Source organism: Priestia sp. SRI_019 (assembly GCF_057586255.1).
In genome coordinates this window covers 60,329-80,700 of record NZ_JBYCZN010000005.1, presented here as the reverse complement: position 1 = coordinate 80,700, position 20,372 = coordinate 60,329, and the positions used below count along the sequence as shown (strand labels likewise).

Sequence of the window (20,372 nt, the reverse complement as noted above, 5' to 3'; positions counted from 1 at the left end):
AGTTGTGCCAAGCTGTCAGACTCTCTTTATATGAGTTCTGGCTCGTATAAAGGAGGAAAAAGAGTGTGAAAAGCAAGTGCGTTCTTATTTTTCTGGTGGTTGTATGGCTGTTTAATATGGGGAAAGGAATAGGATGTGGATCAAAGGTGAATGCAGAGATGAATATATCGCTGTCGACGTGGGTGTGGGATACAAAGAAATGGATGCTGAACCAAGAAGCTATCCTCGAAAAGCTTCAAGAAAAAAAGGTGACAAACGTTTATTTACAAATTGATACTCATCTTTTACCTTCCGTATATAGACATTTTATCCAACAAGCACAAGCCAAGGGCATAAGTGTTTACGCACTTGACGGCGCTCCTTATTGGATAGGGTCTTCTGGTATAGAAGAGCAGGAAGCATTTTTTAATTGGATAACAGCTTACCAAGCAGAAGCAGACGAGCAACAGCAATTTTCAGGGGTTCATTTGGATGTAGAGCCTTATTTGTATAAAAGTTGGGAAAGTAATCGCGCGAAAAGTATTCTGCAGTATCAATATGTTATTTCTCAAGCCGCTGTACACTCTCATGAGTTACACTTGCCGCTTGCTGTAGATATACCGTTTTGGTTTGACGAAGTTCCATTCAAAAATAGCAATGGTTCCGGTTCGCTGGGGCAGTGGGTTATTCAGTACGCTGATGAAGTCACAATTATGGCGTACCGAAACCACGCGGATAAAGAAAATGGCATTGCTGACATAACAGAAAATGAACGCAAGTGGGGACGTGTACTATCCACTCCGATTGAAATAGGGGTAGAAACGATGGCTTCGGATGAAGGAGAATACATTTCTTTCTCTGCTAAAGGAGAAGAAAAGATGATGCAAGAGCTGGGTATGTTGCTTACGGAGTGTCAAGCTCAAAATCCTCCAAGCAGTATAGCTGTTCATCATTTTGATAGCTGGCTACAGATGAAGCCATGACAATGAAAAGACCGCTGCATCGCTGCAGCGGTCTTTTTGGGTTTAGGGAGTATAGATACAATATAGCCATTTTATTAAAGGACTATACATAAAAAAAGTAACCATTTAAAAAATGGCTACTCACACAAAGGGGGGGAACTTAATCTTATCATTCCCACTTTTTCTAAAAGATATGCCTCTTTTAACCCGTTTTTTTAAAATAATTTAGTCGTCCAAGATTCGCAGTTCCACACGTCTGTGACAACATCTTGATAAAATTCAGGTTCGTGGCAAATAATTAAGATACTTCCTTTGTATTCTTTTAAGGCTCGTTTTAATTCATCTTTTGCATCTACATCTAAGTGGTTTGTAGGCTCATCCAGTACAAGAATGTTGGTTTCGTTGTTAATCAGCTTACATAGACGAACTTTTGCTTTTTCTCCACCGCTTAGAACTTCTACTTTACTTTCAATATGTTTTGTTGTTAAGCCGCATTTAGCTAGAGCTGCACGAATCTCGTATTGGGTAAAGTGAGGAAACTCATTCCATACTTCTTCAATACACGTATTGTAATTAGCCGTTTTGATTTCTTGTTCAAAATAGCCAATATGCTGGTAATCTCCTTTTTCTACAGAGCCTGAAATCGGTTTGATTTCTCCTAAAATACTTTTTAAAAGAGTTGTTTTCCCAATTCCATTTGCTCCTACAAGGGCAATCTTTTGACCTCGCTCCATTTTTAAATTCAGTGGCTTAGAAAGCGGCTCTTCATATCCAATGACTAAATCAGATGTTTCAAAAATTAATTTGCTTGAAGTACGAGCACCCTTAAAGTTAAACTCTGGTTTTGGACGCTCCTGAGCTAGTTCAATTACTTCCATTTTATCGAGCTTTTTTTGACGGGACATGGCCATATTTCGTGTCGACACACGGGCTTTGTTTCTCGCTACGAAATCTTTTAAATCTGCCATTTCTTGCTGTTGTTTTTTATAAGCTGCTTCAAGCTGCTGTTTTTTCATCTCATATACTTTCATAAAATCGTCGTAGTCTCCTACATAGCGATTTAACTCTTGGTTTTCCATATGATAAATTAAATTGATCACGCTATTTAAAAATGGAAGATCGTGAGAAATTAAAATAAAGGCATTTTCATATTCTTGCAAGTAGCGTCGCAGCCACTCAATATGCTGTTCATCCAAGTAGTTTGTAGGCTCATCAAGTAAAAGAATTTCTGGTTTTTCAAGCAGCAGTTTAGCTAATAATACTTTCGTACGCTGTCCGCCGCTTAAATCCTGTACATCGCGATCTAAGCCGATATCTTCTAATCCTAATCCGCGTGCAATTTCTTCGACTTTCGCATCGATAACGTAAAAGTCATTGTTTGTTAAGAGGTCTTGAAGCGTACCGACTTCTTCTAATAGTTTTTCGAGTTCTTCTGGTGATACCTCCGCCATTTTCTCATAGAGGCCATTCATTTGAGCTTCTAAATCAAATAAGTATTGAAAAGCACTTTTTAGTACATCACGAATAGAAAGGCCGCGCTCTAATGCTGTGTGCTGATCTAAATAGCCAACGCGCACTTTTTTAGACCATTCTACTTTTCCAGCATCCGGTTCTAGCTTGCCTGTAATGATGTTCATAAATGTTGATTTACCTTCGCCGTTTGCTCCAATTAAGCCGACGTGTTCACCTTTTAACAATCGAAATGATACATCGTTAAAAATCGCACGGTCACCAAAACCATGGCTTAGATTTTTTACGTTTAATACACTCATGCTGACACACCTTTTCTTTTAAAATATCTATCGTACGTTTCGTTATAAACAAATTGATTCATAACGATTATAGCGAACTTATATACATAAATCCATATGAGTTTTCCAGCCTTGAAAGTCATATAAAATTCACTCGCGTCTTCCTTTCACTTCATTCATACTATATATATCAATGTAGAAAATCCTTCATGACGAAGGGACGGTTATGTCGAATCATTCAAATAGAGTATATAAAAGAATAAAAAGGCAGGGGGAAAAGAAATGAACATTCATACGATACTAGTGGCAGGAAGAATGCATAAAGAGCTGGAGGAGATAATCAAACAAAAGCAGCTGTCTCAGACGTTTCGATTTATGGAAGAGCAAGACGTTACAATGGAAGATTTAAACTGGGCTGACGCGCTTTTATCCTTCGGTCCAACGAACTGCTTTGAAGATCATAGCTTTAAATGGATTCATTCTCTCGGCGCAGGAGTCGATCGGTTCTTAGAAAGTGGGAACTGGAAAAAGAGTGTGATGTTAACACGTACGGTTTGTTCATTCGGTCAGCGAATCAGTGAATATTGTCTTAGCTATATGCTAGCTGAGCTTCAATACCACGCAGAGTTTCAGCATCAGCAAAAACAAAAGCAGTGGAAAGTGGTAGAGCCTAAGCAGCTTTCTACTCAAACGGTCATAATTTACGGAACAGGTGAAATCGGCGGGCGTCTTGCAGCCGTTTTAAAATCTTTTGGTGTACGAGTAATGGGTGTATCTAAAAGTGGAAATGAAAAGCCGTCATTTGATCAAGTGGTCTTGATTTCGAAGGAAAAAGAATTGCTAAAAGAAGCCGATTGGATTATTAGTACAATGCCTCTAACACATGAAACAAAAAGCTACTTTGATTCAAAATGGATGAATGTAGTTGAAAATGCATACTTTATAAATGTCGGACGAGGAGCAACTGTAGATGAACATGCGTTAGTAGCGGCTGTTGAGCAAAAGCGTATTCGAAAAGCATACATAGACGTATTTGAGCATGAGCCGTTAACGAAAGAATCTGCTTGGTGGGATCATTCAAACATCATCATAACACCTCATATTTCAGCGGTGACTACGCCTGAAGAAGCCGTCGAGTGCTTTGTTGAAACGCTGCAAAAAGTTGAGCAAGGCGAATTGCCTTCTAACTTGGTTAATATTGAAAGAGGCTATTAAAGCATTATGATGCGCGTTTCCGCTATGAGAATGGTATACTGAAACTTGCTTTTCTTGAACGAAAAGAATGAAATCTGTTCTTCTAGGGGGGAACAAACGTTGAAGCAAGAAGAATTATTTGAACAAGCACGTGTATTTATAGAGACGTGTTACGCTGAACTTGAAAAAAGCGAAGCGGATAAAAACAAGCGGTTAAAAGAAATCCATCAGCAAATTATGTCACTCGGACATTATGATCATACATTTGAAGAGTTAGAGCACGGAGCTCGTATGGCTTGGAGAAACAGCAATAAATGTATTGGACGATTATTTTGGCACTCGCTCAATGTATTTGATAAGCGAGATGCAAGCACAGTTGAAGAGGTAAGAGACGCCCTGTTTCACCATATTGAATATGCAACAAATGACGGGAAAATCCGGCCTACTATTACGGTGTTTAAACCGAAAATGAAAGAAAAAGAGCCGGTTAGAATATGGAATCACCAGCTAATCCGCTATGCAGGGTATGAGACGGAATACGGTACGGCAGGAGATCCTGATTCTGTTGCGTTCACGGAGGTTTGCCGAAATTTGGGGTGGGAAGGTGAGAAAACGCATTTTGATGTCCTTCCTCTGGTACTGCAAGTGAATGAAGAGTCGCCTCGATATTTTGAGATTCCAAAACATTTAGTGAAAGAAGTAGCTATTACGCATCCAGAACTTCCTGAATTTGAAGACTTACAGTTAAAATGGTACGCTGTCCCGATGATTTCAGATATGAAGCTAGAAATTGGAGGGATTGATTACGTCGCAGCACCGTTTAATGGATGGTACATGGGGACTGAGATTGGGGCGCGAAATTTAGCGGATACGTATCGATATAATCAACTTCCAAAAATAGCTTCTATGATGGGATTGAACATGGATTACAACGCGACGCTTTGGAAGGACAAAGCTCTTGTTGAATTAAACGTTGCGGTGCTTTCTTCTTTTAAACGAGAAGGCGTTAGCATTGTAGACCATCACACTGCTGCTCAGCAATTTCACTTGTTTGAAGAAAGAGAGCAAAAAAATGGCCGCGAAGTGACTGGGAACTGGACGTGGTTGATTCCACCGGTTTCGCCAGCTACCACGCATATTTTTCATAAGCCTTATAAAAATAAAGTATTATCACCAAATTATTTTTATCAAGACGCTGCTTATTAAATGAACAAAAAAGAGAGTACGCATTTGTACTCTCTTATTACACGTTAATTAATTTTTGTGTTTATCAAGTAAGTTAGCAAGTACATATGTTTTGTACTTTTCTACTTTGCGGCCTTCGTGGTTGCGAACTCCTCGTTTTTTAAGTTCCTCAACATACCAACCTTTGCTTCCTACGTGCATACTCAAACACCCTTTCGTCATTTTTTTAGGATGAACAGAATGAGGTTCATTGTCTGCTCGAATGGAGACATCTTGTCTTTCCAATACGTGCCTCATTGTAACATCTTTTATTTTATGATGAAAGGGAAAAAGGTTAAAAAAACGAGAATGATTTCAAGTGAATGTTAGTTTACTCATTCCTCGTTTTTTTGAGATAGAAGGAGGAGGTTTAATTCATCTTTATTTTGAATTAGATCTTCTAGCGTATATTGATCTAACACCTTAATGAAGGCTTGCATGGCTTCATGTAAAACACTTTTTAACTTGCAGACGGGGCTAATAATGCAGAAGTTTCCTTCACGATCAAAACATTCAACGATATGAAAATCTTCTTCTGTTTGACGTACCACTTTTCCAATATTAATGTCTTTTGGAAGCTGAGCTAAACGAATACCGCCGTTTCGTCCTCGGATCGTTTCAATTAAGCCAAGTTTTCCAAGCTCGTGAATGATTTTCATAAGATGGTTTTTTGAAATATTATACGCTTCAGCAATTTCTTTTATATTGCTTAGTTTATTATTATCGCGAACACCTAAATATAATAAAACTCGCAGTGAGTAATCTGTATATTGTGTGAGCCTCATCTTTTTACCTCTTCTCTTATCAGCAGCTGATATATCTATAATAGCATGTCTATATCTAAGAAATACAGAAAGAATGCTCACATTTTTGACGAGGTGAATTTGTGAACATTTCTTTAAATATGTATATAAAATATATCTTTTTAAGTAGGATATGAGTATTATAAAGATGTATTAAAAATATATCTTTTAAAAATGAATCTTTCGGAGGCGAAAGTTATGAAACAAACAACTATTTCTATTGTAAAAAGTACAGTTCCTGTTTTAGAACAGCATGGTCAAGCAATTACAACTCGTTTTTATGAGATGCTTTTTGAACAGTATCCTTCTTTAAAAAATGTATTCAACCAAACAAATCAAAAAACAGGCCGTCAGCAAATGGCGTTAGCTAATACAGTTTATGCCGCTGCGCAGTACATCGATCGTCTTGAAACGCTGCTTCCAGTTGTAAAGCAAATCGCTCATAAACACCGCAGTATCGGCGTAAAAGCAGAGCACTATCCAATTGTCGGAGAGTTCTTATTAAAAGCAATTAAAGATGTTTTAAAAGAAGCTGCGACCGATGAGATTATGGAAGCTTGGAAAGAAGCATACGGTGCCATTGCGGACGTATTCATAAGTGTGGAGAAAGAATTATATGAAGAAGCCGAAGAAAAAGGATGGAAAGATTATAAAAAACTAATGGTCCATAAAAAAGTAAAAGAAGCAGAAGACGTGTACTCGTTTTATTTAGTATCACCTGATCAAAAAGCGCTGCCTGCTTTCCTGCCAGGTCAGTATGTGAGTGTACGAATTCCTGGTCAAGAGTATTTATCCATTCGTCAGTACAGCTTATCTGGCTATCCAAACCAACCATACTATAAAATTACGGTGAAAAAAGAAAAGCAAATGGAAGACGGGGTCGTGTCAACTTATTTACATGACCAATTGAAAGAAGGAGACTTGCTTGAAGTCAGCGTTCCAGCAGGAGATTTTGTCTTAAAAGAAAATAGTAAATCAGTATTTATCAGCGGAGGTGTAGGAATTACTCCAATGATGTCAATGCTTCATCAAGCACTAGAAAACAATCAAGAAGTAACATTTATTCACAGTGCTAAAAATGAGCAGTTTCATGCAATGAAACGAGAGCTTCAATCGTTGTCAGAGACATATACGTTTGAACAACACGTTTTCTATAGTCAAGCGCAAACAGCTCAGCATGATGAACATATAACGTATGGTCGCTTAACTAAAAAAGAGCTAGCTAAATATGCAGGCGATAAACATGCATATTATTATGTTTGTGGATCTTCTTCATTTACGCAAATGGTGTTAGAAGGCCTAGCTGAAATGGGTATTTCCCAAGAAAATATCATGTATGAATCGTTTGGCCCGAAAATGAGTATGACTCCTTCCGCATAAATGTATGGAAAAAGGGTAAAAAGCTAACAGTAGACAATACTGTTAGCTTTTTTTATGAAAGGGAGTTTAAAGATGACAAATACGCAGTATGACATGGTGGGAATAGGAATAGGACCTTTTAATTTAGGCTTAGCGGCCCTTGCTGAGCCTCTTGATGAAATTGATGCCATCTTCTTTGATAAAGAAGAGAAATTTGAATGGCATCCGGGCATGTTAATTGACGGCACGGACTTGCAGATTCCGTTTCTAGCAGACTTAGTTACATTTGCGAATCCAACAAGCCCCTATTCTTTTCTAAATTACATTCACAAGCAAAAACGCTTGTATCCGTTCTTTTTCTTTAATCGTTTTGACATTCCGCGTCAAGAATACAACGAGTACGCAAAATGGGTAGCGGAGCAGCTATCTTCCTGTCACTTTTCTTCAAAAGTTGTGGACGTGATACCGAAAAATGAAGAAGAGTATTATGAAGTAAAGGTAGAAACACCTGAGGGAATTCAAACGGTAAATGCTAAACACGTTGTAATGGGAACAGGAAGCATTCCACTTGTACCTCCGGCTTTTGAAGAAAAGCTGAATGAGCATATTTTACACAGCAGCGGCTATTTACATAAAAAAGAAGAGATTCAAAAAGGAAAGCATGTAACGATCGTTGGTTCAGGGCAAAGCGCTGCAGAGATTTTTCTTGATTTACTAGAAGAACAGACTGAACATCATTACCACCTTACATGGTTTACAAGATCCTCTAATTTTTTTCAGCTTGATCAATCCAAGCTTGCTCAAGAGTTATTTTCGCCAGACTATGTAGATTATTTTCATTCGCTAGCTTTTGAGGAACGTACAAGCACGGTAGAAGATTTAAATCCTTTACGTCACGGAATTGAATCTTCTACCTTAACGAAAATCTATGATTTACTTTATCATCGTTCACTTAAAGGAAAAGTACCCGTTACGATTCAAGCTTCGACTGAAGTAAGTGATATTCATAAAAAAGGAAGTGGATATGAGCTGGAGTGCAAACAATTAAAAGCTGAACGCTCTTTTCAATACGAAGCGGATCGTTTGATATTGTCCACGGGCTATAAGCCAAAAATTTCGCCGTTCATCGAACGAATAAAAGATGATATCGAATGGGAAGATGACAAGCGTTTTAAAGTCACAAAAGATTACCGGCTTGTCTTTAAACAACCTCGTAACCACCACTTTTTTACGTTAACCAATATTGAACATTCACATGGATCTGGCGCAACAAATCTTGGTTTATCCGTTCAGCGCAATCAGCGTATTCTGAACGTGATTGCAGGGAGAGACGTGTACCCAGTTCCAGAAGAGACGACGTTCCAGAAATTTAATTTGTTTTGAATTTCTTCTTTATAAAAATCTTCAATGTGGTTTTTGATTATTGTAGAAAAGTTTTTTACCTATAAACTATGTTTAAAAGAATAGTGTACGGGTATTTTATTTATAGAACATTAGTACACAAATCAATTAAGGAGTTGCTTAGAATGAGTAAGAAAATTGCAGTATTAGTAACAGATTTATTTGAAGATGTGGAATATACAGATCCAGCCAAAGCCTTTGAAGAAGAAGGCCATACGCTAACAAAAATCGATGTTAAAACAGGTGAAGTAACAGGTAAACAAGGCGAAACAACATTAACAATTGATAAAGCAATTGCGGATGTAAAACCAGAAGAGTTTGACGCATTGTTTTTACCGGGAGGTTTCTCACCAGATATCTTACGTGCGGACGATCAAGTCGTAGCTTTCACAAAATCATTTATGGATGAAGGCAAACCGGTTATGGCTATCTGTCACGGACCACAGCTGCTAATCAATGCTGAAACATTAAAAGGACGTGACGTAACTGGTTTCAAATCAATTGCAATTGATTTGAAAAATGCAGGTGCAAACTTCCATGACAAAGAAGTGGTGGTATGCGGTAATCAACTAGTTACAAGCCGTACACCAGACGATATGGAAGCATTCGTACGTGAATCAGTAAATGTCTTAAAATGAGTAAATAATATTAGTAAAACTTTCTGTAAAAGGCGATAACAGGGTGGTTTACCACTCTGCTGTCGCCTTTTTTGTATGTAACGATTTTGACGAGGAATTTACAGTTATATTACTGCATTGGATGAAGCGGTTTCTAAAAGAATATGAAAACCTTTTACTATCAATAGATGAAAGCCACGTAACACAATCGAAACATTTTTTACATAAATGAAAGTATAATTTTGGTAGCTTAAAAGACGTTGCGAGTTTCATAGTTTTCATGCAACAATGAGGGTGCATCACGAGATTGGCTTGCTACAAGCTTAGATGCGTTGCGGTTTTACAAAAAAACTTTATTATCACATAGGAGGATTTCAAACATGAAGAAAAGGTTTCGTATTGCCACTGTCGCAGGTGCCGTATCATTAGGATTACTAACAGCAGGACAAGCAAATGCAGCAGCTCCTGATTGCAACACTCCAAAACAAATTAACATCAAAGATGCTCAAGCAGCACAAAACATAAATGTAGATGAGCTATTAAAGAAATTTAACGCTCAAGGACAATCTGCTCAAGCAGCAGCTCCACAACAAGAAACAAAAGCACCAGAGCAAGCTGAAGCAGCCCCACAGGAACAAGCACAAGCACCAGAGCAAAGTGAAGAAGCAAAAGCTCCAGAGCAAACACAGCAAAACACAAAAGCTCAACAATCAGAAAATACTGATAAAGCAGAACAAACAAAAGATGCTAGTCAATTCGAACAAAAGGTCGTAGATTTAGTGAACCAAGAGCGTGAAAAACAAGGTTTAAAACCTCTAACACTTAACAAAAAATTAAGTGACGTTGCACGCACTAAATCAAAAGATATGATGGACAAAGGGTACTTTGACCACAATTCACCAACATATGGTTCACCATTTGATATGATGAAACAATTCGGCATTGAATATACAACTGCAGGTGAAAACATTGCAAAAGGTCAGCAATCTCCTGAAGATGTAATGAATGCTTGGATGAACAGTGACGGTCACCGCAAAAACATTCTAAACCCTGATTTCACTGAAATTGGTGTTGGATACGTAAAAGGTGATACTACGTACTGGACTCAACAATTTATCGGTAAGTAATACAAAAAGAGCAGGATATACCTGCTCTTTTTTGCGTTTTTAGCTGTCCAATTTGGGTATAGTAAAGTAAGAACACGTAAAGGAGTGCCTTAAATTGGGACGTATATTTAAAAAAATTCTAGTCGCTGTTTTTCCTATCCTTTTAAAAGAAGGATATCGTCATTATAAAAATCGTAAAACTCGAACTGCGCCGTCTAAAGGATATAAATAAAAGGACTCGAAAGAGTCCTTTTTATTTTATGCTTGAACGGTGATATGCTTAAATTCTTTTACGTTAAACAATCCTTTGTCGGTTAATTTTAGACATGGGATAACAGGCAAGCTTAAGAAAGATAATGTCAGCAGCGGGTTGAATTTCTTTGAAATATCAAGCTCATGAAGAGCCCCGTGAAGCTGCTTAAGTAAGCTGTTTACTTCATTGTAAGGGTGAGGTGACATTAATCCTCCAATGGAAAGAGGGAGGGAGCCAATCACTTCACTGCCTTTTACAATAACAATACCTCCGCCGATTTCTTCAATTGCCGCAATTGCTTTTGCTAAATCTTCATCATTTGTTCCTACGGCTACGATATTATGTGAATCGTGAGCAATCGTGGTAGCAATCGCTCCGTCTTTTAACTGAAAACCTTTTACAATTCCAAGACCAATATTCCCTGTTAGATGATGACGCTCAACAACAGCCATTTTCAGCTGATCGTTTTCTACAGAAGACTGAAATTCGTTTTGCTTCACTTGAACTTCTTCTACAATATGATTTGTAATCAGGCTGTTTGGATTAATTTCAATAATATTAGCGCGATTGTGCTGAAGTGGTATCGTAAGTCTGTTAATAGAGAACTCTTTCAAATGAACAGAATTCATTAGTTCTGTTGGAAGATCAATTTGTTCTTCTTGAACAGAAAGCATCTCTCCATTTTTAGCAATAAGCTCTCCGTTTTGATAGACATGTGCTGCAGATATATCGGTTAAGTCGTCTAATAGAATAAAATCCGCTTTGTAACCAGGAGCAACCGCACCTCTATCTTTTAACCCGTAGCATTCAGCGGCATTTAACGAAGCCATTTGAATCGCAATTAACGGATCCAGCCCGAGTTCAATAGCAAAACGAACATTATAATCAATAGAACCTTCCGTTAATAAATCATCTAGGTGTTTGTCATCTGTACAGAATAAAAATCTGCGCGCGTTGCGTTCATTTACAGCAGGTAATAATTGTTTTAAATCTTTAGCGACAGAACCTTGGCGGATCAGAACATACATCCCGCGCTGAATACGTTCAATTGCTTCTTCTGCTGTTACGCATTCATGGTCTGTTGAAATGTTAGCGGTACGATAAATATTAACGCCCGTGGCATCTAGCCCTGAGCCGTGCCCATCAATTACGCCGTTTGCATCGTTAGCTGCTTGTAATTTATCGAGCATATCGTCATCTCCATCTCGAACAGCAGGGAAATCCATCACTTCTGCTAATCCAAGCACGCGAGGGTGAGAGAAAAATGGCGCTAAGTCAACTGCTTTTAAGACGGCTCCAGAGCTTTCAAAAGGAGTTGCTGGCACGCTTGAAGGTAAGTTTACAAATACGTCTAAAGGAATGGAATCCGAGTTTTGAAGCATAAATTCAATGCCAGATTTCCCTGAAACATTCGCAATTTCATGAGGGTCCGTTACGACAGTTGTGACGCCTCTAGGTACAAGAAGTTTTGAGAACTCTTTAGGTGTAACCATTGATGATTCAATGTGAACGTGTCCATCAATGAATGTAGGAGAAATGTATTTTCCTTTTGCATCCACAACGTTATTCCCATCGTATTGACCTATTCCAACGATCACTCCATCAGCAATCGCAATATCAGCTTCAATGATGGAAAGCGTAAAGACATCGATAATTTTCCCGTTTTTCACTACAAGATCTGCAGGTATTTTTTTATTGGCAACAGCAAGCTGTTTTTTTAAGGTTGTTTTTGTATTTGACATGAATGTGACTCCTCTCATTGTATAACTGAATAACAATGAAGGACTATGTAAGGGAGAACATAAAGAAGAATAAAAATGCAGCATGAATGATGTTCAACCCTCGTAGTCCAACTATTTACGGTAGTTCGGTAGAAACTCTTGGACCCTATTTCCAAGACTATACGAGCTTTAGGTATTTCGATACATTCTATAGACAAATAATAAAAACGTCAATTCCTAATAAAAAAGAAAGATTTTTGGGAATATTTCATCTATGTGTATGTAAACGATTTAACTCTTATTTGCTCGCTAAAAGGCGCAGCATTCATGTGTAGAAAAAAATGTAGAAAAAACCGTCAATGGCTATTAGTCATCGACGGAGTTGTCATTAAGCTTGTTTACGCAGTGTACCTAATTCTTCTGCGATCGCTTGCATTTCACTTGGGCTAAAAGAATCTTTTCTCATTACCATATCGTATAAGTACTTTAAGTCTTCATACATTTCTTCGTCAAAAGCTTCAGCTTTAATTGCTCCGATATTTAGCATGCGCAGTTTTTCACTAATGCTATCGACCATATGTTTAATATTCTCTGGAGATTTTACTGATAAATCCACTTTGTTCATCCTTCCAGTTGCGTTTTTTTTATTGTAACATGTTTTTATCGTGTGAACACTTTTATGTCAGGTTCTTATCCACAGAAGAGTGGAAACGATATAAATAAAAGAAAACTATTTTTTAGTTTAAAAATGATTGTATATAATGTTTGTAATAAGGGAAAGGAGTCGAGACTATGATTAACGTATTATTCGTTTGTTTAGGAAATATTTGTCGTTCACCCATGGCAGAAGCGGTCTTTAAAGATATGGTGAAGAAAAAAGGGCTGGAAGGAAAAATTCACGTAGATTCTGCAGGCACAGGAGGCTGGCACAAAGGCAATCCTCCTCATGAAGGGACGCAATCTATTTTAACGAAAAACAACATTGATTTTAAAGGGCAAACAGCAAGACAAGTGATTCAAGAGGATGTAGCTAAATTTCATTATATTATTGGAATGGATGTCGAAAATGTAGGAAATCTGAGAAGGATGGCTGGACATACTAAAACAGGTTATATTGCAAGGCTTTTGGATTTTGTGCCCGATTTACATATTGAAGATGTGCCTGATCCTTATTTCACGGGAAATTTTGACGAAGTATATGACTTAGTTCAAGAAGGATGCAAGGCTCTTTTAGACGAAATTATAGAGAAGCATTTCTCGGAATAAGCGATACTTAAAAAATAAAAAACGGAGGAGAAACGACAAATGGGTAAACGCAATAAGCTAGTAGAAGGTATTGTCATTGGAGCAATTATAGGAGGAGCTGTTTCTTTATTTGATAAAGAAACAAGAAGATCCGTCATTCAAGGAAGTAAAAAACTGAAAGACAAAACAACAAATCTTATTCAGCACCCTGAACTTGTAACGGATACTGTCAAAGAGAAATACGAAACCATTCGCACGACCATTGAGCAAGTTTCTGAAGATGTATCATTTGTAGCAGGAAAAGTAGAAAAGTTAAAAGAAACAACGCCTCAGGTGATGGAAATTGTAAACGATACAAAAGAAGCATTTGTGGAGAAGTATGGTGATGAACAAAAATAAATAAGGAGGCACATATGGCTGGAATGTACATAAATAACATCGTAAGGTTTGGCAAAGAACTGATGGGCCGCATTCATCGAGATGAGCTGCCCAGTTTATCAGCTGAATTGGCTTATTATTTGCTGCTCTCGCTATTTCCTTTTTTAATTTTCTTAATTACACTGATTGGATTTTTGCCATTGGAATCAACAGACCTGCTTGACTTGGTCGAAAATGTAGCGCCACAGCAAACGCTGCACATGATTGAAAGCAACGTTTCCCATATCATTGGTTCTCATAATGAAAAGCTATTGTCCTTTGGTATCATTGCGACGATGTGGTCTGCTTCAAATGGAATTAATGCGATTGTAAGAGCATTTAACCGAGCGTATCACGTACAAGAAAATCGGCCTTTTTTAGTGGCGAGAGGTATGGCAGTTCTCCTTACTTTTGCGATGATATTTGTTATTATTGTAGCGCTTTTACTTCCTGTTTTCGGTCATATGATTGGTCTTTATTTATCGTCTACGTTTGGGTTTTCAGAAACCTTTCTCGCTTTATGGTCTGCTTCCCGCTGGATTATCAGCGGTCTCATTTTGTTTACTGTTTTTACGGGGTTATATTACTTTGCTCCTAATAAAAAGCTGCTGATTCGAAATGTGGTAAAAGGAGCGGCTTTTGCTACGGTCGGATGGACAGTGGTATCGATGCTGTTTGCATATTACGTAAATCATTTCAATAACTATACAGCTACATATGGAAGCTTGGGCGGAATTATTATCCTGCTTATTTGGCTGTACCTATCGGGGATGATTATCGTTATTGGAGGAGAAATTAACGCTATTTTCTACGACCGTCGGTTTAAATCTTCATAGTCACAAATTGGGATGAAATCATTCGCAAGATATGAGCATACTAACAAAGTGAAAGGGAGGTTTTACATCATGACAAAGCATACAAAAAAAGACGGAAGCAATACAAAGCAAAATAAAAAGAGCCAGCCAAAGCATAAAACAAGCAACAGCCAAAATGGACAAAACGGTTACCATTAAGGCATTGATTTCCATAATAAAAAGCCTAACAAATACGTTAGGCTTTTTTTTCGTTAAGATTTTAGCAAGCGAAGGCCGTTTAAGATAACTAAAATGGTGCTGCCTTCGTGACCTATAACACCAAATGGCATATCAAGCACTTGGAAAAAATTTGAACAAATTAATAAAAAGATGACGGCAATAGAAAAAATAACGTTTTGCTTCACAATTGAGTTCATTCTTCTGGAAAGAGCTACTGCATCCGAAATTTTTGATAGATCATTTTTCATTAAAACGATATCCGCTGTTTCAAGTGCCACATCCGTTCCTTCTCCCATGGCTACTCCAACGTTAGCAGTAGCAAGAGCAGGTGCATCGTTAATGCCATCTCCTACCATTGAAACGGTAGGGAATTTTTCTTTTAACGCTTTAATTTTATCTACTTTCGCTTCAGGCAAACATTCTGCAATGTATTCATCAACTGCACATTCTTTTGAAATGGCTTCGGCTGTTTTTTCGCTGTCTCCTGTAATCATGACGGTATGAATACCCTGCTCTTTAAGAGATTTAACAGCATCTACAGCTTCTGTTCGTACAACGTCTTTTAGCGCAAGCAATCCCACAATACCATGCTGGTCTTTTGCGTACACAATCGTTTTTCCTTCACTGGCAAGCGCAGATGAAATCCCATTTTCAAATTCACCTGCATCTTCTTTACCTACAAAATCTGCTTTTCCTATCTTCCACGTATTTCCTTGAAGAGACCCAATGACACCATATCCAGGAACGTCTTCAAGCGAATCTGGCTGAACGAGGATCAATTCCTGCTTGTTTTTCACAAAGTCAACAATGGATTGAGCAAGGGGATGATTGGACTGACGTTCAATTGATGCGATTTTAACAAGAAATTCCTGTTCGTTCATATCAGAACGGACAATGACATTTGTCACTTCTGGCTTTCCTTTTGTTAACGTTCCTGTTTTATCAAAAGCGATTGCGCTTAAATGGCTTAACCTTTCCAAATGAACGCCGCCTTTGAACAAAATTCCTTTTTTTGCTCCGTTTGAAATAGCAGACAGCGAAGCAGGAGTGATAGATGCAACCAGAGCGCAAGGAGACGCTACAACTAAGAGAATCATTGCACGGTAAAATGTCTCGGTCCAGCTCCATCCAAGCACATAGTGTGGGAGAAATAGCATAACTGCCACAACCGATAGAACAATTTTTACGTATGTGCCTTCAAATCGTTCAATAAACAATTGAGAAGGCGACTTTTCACTTTGAGCCGTTTGAACAAGTTGAATGATCTTTTGAAACAGCGTCTCAGCACTTGGCTTTGTCATTTTAATGGTAATGGCGCCTTTCACATTCACCGTGCCCGCGAATACTTCATCATCGAGCTGTTTTAGTACAGGAACAGATTCCCCTGTAATAGCAGCCTGATCAATCGTTGTTTGACCTGAGACAACAATACCATCGGATGGCACTCGTTCACCCGGCTTAACTAACAGCAAGTCACCGATTTGTAAATCTGAAATGGATACAATTTCTTCTTGATCTCCAATCAAACGCGTTGCTTCTTGCGGCTGTAAATTCATCAAGGCGCTAATTTCTCGATTGCTTTTATTCATGGTGTACGTTTCTAATGCACCGCTTAATGCAAAAATGAAAATAAGCATAGCGCCTTCTGTCCAGTAGCCAATTACAGCCGCTCCAATGGCTGCAATAATCATTAACATTTCGACATTCAATTCTTTATTTTCAATCGTTTCTTCAATGCCTTCTTTTGCTTTAGCAAATCCGCCTATCACGTAAGCTAATACAAAGAGCGTAATAGATAGAGCAGTATCCTGCTGTTTTGACAGCAGCCAGCCGGCTAAAATTAGCACGCTGCTTAACAATGCAGCAATGAGTTCACCATGTGTTTTTAATACATTGACAGCAGAAGATGTTTGCCGCGCTTGTTCTTGTTTTTTAGGTAACACATTTTCCATACAAATCCTCCTTGAACGATAATTGAGAAGAATAATCACAATCATTACCCCTAAAAAAGCACGAAAGCTGCCATCTCAGCGATAGCAGCACATTTCTTTCATTTATTGTCTTTTAAATTGGGATATTTAGTATAGTATAGCACGGAACAAGCAAGGAGGTAACGACTAACGCCTAAAAAATAAAAACAGAATGCAGCTGGACGTCTGCATTCTGTAAAAAACGTACTACATATCTAAATGTTCTTCATAATATCTATAAGCGGAAGTGTAAATGTGCTCGATATCGGCATCCGTCATGTACATTAAGGTTTCACGGTCAATCCCCTTCATTGTTTCAATAAATGTAATCATGTTTTTGCGTTCTTGTCTGCTCATTTATTATTCTCCTCTCCATCTGTTTTAATACAGTTTATTATATTTAATTGTATTATATAACAGAAAAAGTATTTTGTGTGGATTTTTTTTTAAAATAGGCAAAAAAATTTAGAAAGACGTAAATAATTGACTATATAGAAAAAGGTGTTTTATAATTTATATATGAACATATGCTCATATACTTGCATATAATGAACGGAGAGATGTTATGAAAAAAGATGAACATTCGTTTTTATCGCCTCAAACAGTAGAAGAAGCGTCAAGAATACTAAAAGCTATTTCAGATCCTACGAGAATGAAAATTCTTTATTTGCTATTTCAAGAAGAGTGTTCAGTCGGTCATATGGTTGAAGTGCTTGGTGTTTCACAATCAGCTATTTCACATCAGTTAACTCACTTGCGTCATTTACGTTTAGTAAAATATCGCCGTGAAGGGAATACGTATTTCTATACGTACGATGATGAACACGTGGTTGGAATACTGCATCAAGTAATTCAGCACGTAGAATGCGCACATAACGAATAAAAGGAGGGGCTTTGCATGAGTCATGATCATCACCACCATCATGGTCACCATCACGGTCACCATCACCATTTTGATACACAGCGTGAAGGCAACAAAAAAGGTCTGTTAATTGCACTCATTATCACAGCGGGTATTATGGTTCTTGAGTTTGTTGGAGGGCTTTTTACAAATAGTTTAGCGTTATTATCCGATAGCGGACACATGCTTTCTGATACAAGCTCACTTGCTCTTAGCCTTGTAGCGATATGGTTTGCTAATCGAGCTGCATCGGCTAAAAAAACGTACGGTTATTATCGTTTTGAAATATTAGCGGCTCTTTTTAACGGAGTGGCACTGTTTGTAATAGCAGGATTTATCATCTATGAAGCCTATCAGCGCGTATTAGAGCCGCAGTCTGTAGCAAGCGGCAGCATGATGCTGATTGCTACTGTTGGTTTACTCGCTAATTTAATCAGCGCATGGTCACTTATGAGACAAGGCGATGTAAAAGGAAACGTAAATTTACGCAGCGCTTACTTACACGTATTGGGAGATGCTTTAGGATCTATTGGAGCTATTGTAGCTGGACTTCTTATGATGCTCTTTGGATGGTATATTGCTGACCCTATTATTTCTGTAGTTGTGTCTGTATTAATTTTAAAAAGCGCTTGGGGCGTGCTTGCTCATAGCGTTCATATTTTGATGGAAGGCTCTCCTGAAGGGGTAGACCACAGTGAAATAAAAAACCTTCTTGAAAACATTGAAGGAGTCAAAGATGTGCATGATTTACACATTTGGACCATTACTTCAGGACTGGACTCATTGAGCTGTCATATGCGCGTAGAAGATGAAAAAGATTGTCAGCAAATTTTGCAAAAAGCCATCGATTTAGTACATGATCACTGCGGCATTGAGCATACCACGATACAAATTGAAAAATCAGCTCTTCAGCATCGAACGCTAAAAGTTTAAAAAACAAGCGAGAACCTATAGGTTCTCGCTTGTTTTTTGTTGCATAGGCATCTTTTGTCCGAATACAAAAAGAATAATAAAAATAAAGCCAAGCATCCCGCTAATAATATTAAAAAAGCTGATATGGTGAAAGAACTGAATAAACGTGCCGCCTATGTAAGGGCCGGCAAGGCTTCCGATACTAAAAGCAATGCCGCATAGTAAATTACCTGTAGGCAGTAGACGAGCAGGAATCAAATCCGTCATATAGCTGATTCCTAAACTAAACGTCGAGCCTACAACCATGCCAGCTATAAATAAACAAGCTACCAATGGAATAGCGGTCTCTTCCAAGAGGCTTGCTGTAAAAAACGTAACGGCTCCAATGGATAAAATCCATCCTAATACCAATTTTCGTCCAAGTTTATCGCTCAGTATTCCGAGAGGAAGCTGAAATACAATAGCTCCAACTGCAAAGGAAGTCAAGAGGAGGGAAATAAACTCTACTTGCAAACCAATTCGTAAGCCATATACAGGAAAGCTTCCGTTCAGTGATGATTCTAAAAATCCATATCCAAAAGGCGGCAAAAAAGCAATCCAACCATACTTAGCCGCCTTAGAAAATCGCTTAGCCGTTTCTTTTAATGAATTAACCTCCACTTCCTGTAGGGGAAATTCATTTTTTATCAAAAATAAAAACACCCATGTTATGAGGCAGAGAGCTGAAGAAATCATAAAAGGAAGCGCTTGATTAATTTCAATTAACGGCGTCATTAAAGGGCCAACCGCAAAACCAATACCGAAAAAGAGCCCGTACAATGAAATGTTTCGACCTCGTTTATCAGCAGGTGAAGACGATGTAATCCACGTTTGAGTACCAAAGTGCAGCGCGTGATCTCCTATTCCAATAAATAAACGGAGCACAAACCAAAAAACAACAGATTTCCACAGGGGAAACAAAGCTAAAGATACAATAACTAAAAGTCCGCCTGCTGCGATAATTGGTTTATATCCGTATCTGCGAAGCGGCCCTTCCATGAAAGGAGAAATAAATAAAATACCTAGATACAATCCAGTTGCGTTTAATCCGTTTATAGTAGAAGAAAGACCATCTTTCTCAAAAATAATAGCAATTAAAGGCAGCAGCATACCTTGGCTGAATCCAGAAATGGCGACAAGGCTAACTAAAATCCAGAAACGTTGTTTATGAGTAGCACTCACAGCATTCAACCTCTTTTTATCTATATTTTGTCAATCTAACTGTTTAATCGTACAAGGAAAACGCTTTATTGACAAGGATGTAGACGTGCTGTGCTGTTAATTTGACATCTTTTTATAAGGGAAGTAGAATAAAACATGTAAATAGTTACATGTTTTTATTTACAAATAAAAAGTGATCGCTAGGATACAAACAGTGCTTAAGAAAATAGCGACATTCACAATCAATGTCGGTACAGCGATTGTCATTGGTCATACAGGAAATGTGAAATACAAACGCTTACAAAACTGCGTTTTTCTAGGCA

At 38.0% G+C, this 20,372-nt stretch carries 20 protein-coding genes and 1 riboswitch; of the genes, 12 read left to right on the top strand and 8 right to left on the bottom strand.

All coding sequences use genetic code 11. The features are described from left to right. Window positions 1–65: 65 nt before the first annotated feature. On the top strand, window positions 66–962 hold the full coding sequence (locus tag AC2YJL_RS23125; RefSeq protein WP_230931700.1) for an amidase: 897 nt from the start codon (window positions 66–68) through the stop codon (window positions 960–962). 194 nt (window positions 963–1,156) lie between these two features. Here the strand turns inward: AC2YJL_RS23125 and AC2YJL_RS23120 are convergent, their stop codons facing one another. After that, window positions 1,157–2,713 (bottom strand): ABC-F family ATP-binding cassette domain-containing protein, encoded by a 1,557-nt coding sequence (locus AC2YJL_RS23120; RefSeq protein WP_013055117.1) that lies wholly within the window; start codon window positions 2,711–2,713, stop codon window positions 1,157–1,159. Window positions 2,714–2,974: 261 nt separating this feature from the next. On the opposite strand from AC2YJL_RS23120, the gene AC2YJL_RS23115 reads away from it, so the two are divergent. Both AC2YJL_RS23115 and AC2YJL_RS23110 read left to right on the top strand, forming a co-directional pair. Next, on the top strand, window positions 2,975–3,907 hold the full coding sequence (locus AC2YJL_RS23115; RefSeq protein WP_230931701.1) for a D-2-hydroxyacid dehydrogenase: 933 nt from the start codon (window positions 2,975–2,977) through the stop codon (window positions 3,905–3,907). A 99-nt stretch (window positions 3,908–4,006) separates the two neighbouring features. Beyond that, a complete protein-coding gene (locus tag AC2YJL_RS23110) occupies window positions 4,007–5,092 on the top strand; it encodes a nitric oxide synthase oxygenase (RefSeq protein ID WP_195695539.1) in 1,086 nt (361 codons plus the stop codon). A 48-nt stretch (window positions 5,093–5,140) separates the two neighbouring features. On the opposite strand, the gene AC2YJL_RS23105 is transcribed toward AC2YJL_RS23110, so the two are convergent. Then, on the bottom strand, window positions 5,141–5,272 hold the full coding sequence (locus tag AC2YJL_RS23105; protein ID WP_016762840.1) for a YflJ family protein: 132 nt from the start codon (window positions 5,270–5,272) through the stop codon (window positions 5,141–5,143). A 173-nt stretch (window positions 5,273–5,445) separates the two neighbouring features. Further along, on the bottom strand, window positions 5,446–5,895 hold the full coding sequence (locus AC2YJL_RS23100) for an Rrf2 family transcriptional regulator (protein WP_028410145.1): 450 nt from the start codon (window positions 5,893–5,895) through the stop codon (window positions 5,446–5,448). A 216-nt stretch (window positions 5,896–6,111) separates the two neighbouring features. Here AC2YJL_RS23100 and hmpA point away from each other — a divergent pair, with 216 nt between their 5' ends. The 4 genes from hmpA (at window position 6,112) to AC2YJL_RS23080 (ending at window position 10,417) form a co-directional block, all read left to right on the top strand. After that, entirely contained in the window at window positions 6,112–7,293 is a 1,182-nt protein-coding gene (gene hmpA / locus AC2YJL_RS23095; protein ID WP_195695538.1) for an NO-inducible flavohemoprotein, read from the top strand. A 72-nt stretch (window positions 7,294–7,365) separates the two neighbouring features. Then, a complete protein-coding gene (locus AC2YJL_RS23090; RefSeq protein ID WP_230931703.1) occupies window positions 7,366–8,655 on the top strand; it encodes a lysine N(6)-hydroxylase/L-ornithine N(5)-oxygenase family protein in 1,290 nt (429 codons plus the stop codon). Window positions 8,656–8,798: 143 nt separating this feature from the next. Then, window positions 8,799–9,311 (top strand): type 1 glutamine amidotransferase domain-containing protein, encoded by a 513-nt coding sequence (locus AC2YJL_RS23085; protein ID WP_116516585.1) that lies wholly within the window; start codon window positions 8,799–8,801, stop codon window positions 9,309–9,311. A 359-nt stretch (window positions 9,312–9,670) separates the two neighbouring features. Continuing rightward, a complete protein-coding gene (locus AC2YJL_RS23080) occupies window positions 9,671–10,417 on the top strand; it encodes a CAP domain-containing protein (RefSeq protein ID WP_195695536.1) in 747 nt (248 codons plus the stop codon). Between the two features lie 237 nt (window positions 10,418–10,654). Here AC2YJL_RS23080 and ade read toward each other — a convergent pair whose 3' ends face one another. Both ade and AC2YJL_RS23070 read right to left on the bottom strand, forming a co-directional pair. Then, on the bottom strand, window positions 10,655–12,391 hold the full coding sequence (ade, locus tag AC2YJL_RS23075; RefSeq protein WP_195695535.1) for an adenine deaminase: 1,737 nt from the start codon (window positions 12,389–12,391) through the stop codon (window positions 10,655–10,657). Window positions 12,392–12,474: 83 nt separating this feature from the next. Then, a riboswitch (purine riboswitch) is annotated at window positions 12,475–12,576 on the bottom strand. 182 nt (window positions 12,577–12,758) lie between these two features. Beyond that, window positions 12,759–12,986 carry a DUF1128 domain-containing protein gene (locus AC2YJL_RS23070; protein WP_013055127.1) on the bottom strand — a complete coding sequence of 76 codons (228 nt, stop codon included), beginning with the start codon at window positions 12,984–12,986 and terminating at the stop codon, window positions 12,759–12,761. 176 nt (window positions 12,987–13,162) lie between these two features. On the opposite strand from AC2YJL_RS23070, the gene AC2YJL_RS23065 reads away from it, so the two are divergent. The 3 genes from AC2YJL_RS23065 to AC2YJL_RS23055 are packed head-to-tail and all read left to right on the top strand — an operon-like array spanning window position 13,163 to window position 14,868. Then, entirely contained in the window at window positions 13,163–13,636 is a 474-nt protein-coding gene (locus AC2YJL_RS23065) for a low molecular weight protein-tyrosine-phosphatase (RefSeq protein WP_216143111.1), read from the top strand. A gap of 39 nt (window positions 13,637–13,675) precedes the next feature. Further along, window positions 13,676–14,014 (top strand): hypothetical protein, encoded by a 339-nt coding sequence (locus AC2YJL_RS23060; protein WP_050688488.1) that lies wholly within the window; start codon window positions 13,676–13,678, stop codon window positions 14,012–14,014. Between the two features lie 14 nt (window positions 14,015–14,028). Beyond that, window positions 14,029–14,868 carry a YihY/virulence factor BrkB family protein gene (locus AC2YJL_RS23055; protein WP_082178431.1) on the top strand — a complete coding sequence of 280 codons (840 nt, stop codon included), beginning with the start codon at window positions 14,029–14,031 and terminating at the stop codon, window positions 14,866–14,868. Window positions 14,869–15,098: 230 nt separating this feature from the next. Here AC2YJL_RS23055 and AC2YJL_RS23050 read toward each other — a convergent pair whose 3' ends face one another. Beyond that, window positions 15,099–17,018 carry a heavy metal translocating P-type ATPase gene (locus tag AC2YJL_RS23050; RefSeq protein ID WP_251568991.1) on the bottom strand — a complete coding sequence of 640 codons (1,920 nt, stop codon included), beginning with the start codon at window positions 17,016–17,018 and terminating at the stop codon, window positions 15,099–15,101. A gap of 225 nt (window positions 17,019–17,243) precedes the next feature. After that, a complete protein-coding gene (locus AC2YJL_RS23045; protein WP_035335825.1) occupies window positions 17,244–17,393 on the bottom strand; it encodes a BH0509 family protein in 150 nt (49 codons plus the stop codon). Between the two features lie 208 nt (window positions 17,394–17,601). Between AC2YJL_RS23045 and AC2YJL_RS23040 the strand changes: the two genes are divergently transcribed. Together AC2YJL_RS23040 and AC2YJL_RS23035 are read left to right on the top strand one after the other, a co-directional pair. Beyond that, a complete protein-coding gene (locus AC2YJL_RS23040; protein WP_013081523.1) occupies window positions 17,602–17,919 on the top strand; it encodes an ArsR/SmtB family transcription factor in 318 nt (105 codons plus the stop codon). Window positions 17,920–17,934: 15 nt separating this feature from the next. Next, window positions 17,935–18,870: a cation diffusion facilitator family transporter gene (locus AC2YJL_RS23035; RefSeq protein ID WP_251568989.1), complete on the top strand. Its 936-nt coding sequence runs from the start codon at window positions 17,935–17,937 to the stop codon at window positions 18,868–18,870. A 15-nt stretch (window positions 18,871–18,885) separates the two neighbouring features. Here AC2YJL_RS23035 and AC2YJL_RS23030 read toward each other — a convergent pair whose 3' ends face one another. Then, on the bottom strand, window positions 18,886–20,070 hold the full coding sequence (locus AC2YJL_RS23030) for an MFS transporter (protein ID WP_230931706.1): 1,185 nt from the start codon (window positions 20,068–20,070) through the stop codon (window positions 18,886–18,888). Window positions 20,071–20,372 lie beyond the last annotated feature (302 nt).

What these genes read in the sequence shown, in the direction of transcription:
- AC2YJL_RS23120 (WP_013055117.1), bottom strand. Translation starts at nt 2,713, where the DNA reads ATGAGTGTATTAAACGTAAAAAATCTAAGCCATGGTTTTGGTGACCGT.
- AC2YJL_RS23115 (WP_230931701.1), top strand. Translation starts at nt 2,975, where the DNA reads ATGAACATTCATACGATACTAGTGGCAGGAAGAATGCATAAAGAGCTG.
- AC2YJL_RS23105 (WP_016762840.1), bottom strand. Translation starts at nt 5,272, where the DNA reads ATGCACGTAGGAAGCAAAGGTTGGTATGTTGAGGAACTTAAAAAACGA.
- AC2YJL_RS23100 (WP_028410145.1), bottom strand. Translation starts at nt 5,895, where the DNA reads ATGAGGCTCACACAATATACAGATTACTCACTGCGAGTTTTATTATAT.
- hmpA (WP_195695538.1), top strand. Translation starts at nt 6,112, where the DNA reads ATGAAACAAACAACTATTTCTATTGTAAAAAGTACAGTTCCTGTTTTA.
- AC2YJL_RS23090 (WP_230931703.1), top strand. Translation starts at nt 7,366, where the DNA reads ATGACAAATACGCAGTATGACATGGTGGGAATAGGAATAGGACCTTTT.
- AC2YJL_RS23085 (WP_116516585.1), top strand. Translation starts at nt 8,799, where the DNA reads ATGAGTAAGAAAATTGCAGTATTAGTAACAGATTTATTTGAAGATGTG.
- AC2YJL_RS23080 (WP_195695536.1), top strand. Translation starts at nt 9,671, where the DNA reads ATGAAGAAAAGGTTTCGTATTGCCACTGTCGCAGGTGCCGTATCATTA.
- ade (WP_195695535.1), bottom strand. Translation starts at nt 12,391, where the DNA reads ATGTCAAATACAAAAACAACCTTAAAAAAACAGCTTGCTGTTGCCAAT.
- AC2YJL_RS23065 (WP_216143111.1), top strand. Translation starts at nt 13,163, where the DNA reads ATGATTAACGTATTATTCGTTTGTTTAGGAAATATTTGTCGTTCACCC.
- AC2YJL_RS23060 (WP_050688488.1), top strand. Translation starts at nt 13,676, where the DNA reads ATGGGTAAACGCAATAAGCTAGTAGAAGGTATTGTCATTGGAGCAATT.
- AC2YJL_RS23055 (WP_082178431.1), top strand. Translation starts at nt 14,029, where the DNA reads ATGGCTGGAATGTACATAAATAACATCGTAAGGTTTGGCAAAGAACTG.
- AC2YJL_RS23050 (WP_251568991.1), bottom strand. Translation starts at nt 17,018, where the DNA reads ATGGAAAATGTGTTACCTAAAAAACAAGAACAAGCGCGGCAAACATCT.
- AC2YJL_RS23045 (WP_035335825.1), bottom strand. Translation starts at nt 17,393, where the DNA reads ATGAGCAGACAAGAACGCAAAAACATGATTACATTTATTGAAACAATG.
- AC2YJL_RS23040 (WP_013081523.1), top strand. Translation starts at nt 17,602, where the DNA reads ATGAAAAAAGATGAACATTCGTTTTTATCGCCTCAAACAGTAGAAGAA.
- AC2YJL_RS23035 (WP_251568989.1), top strand. Translation starts at nt 17,935, where the DNA reads ATGAGTCATGATCATCACCACCATCATGGTCACCATCACGGTCACCAT.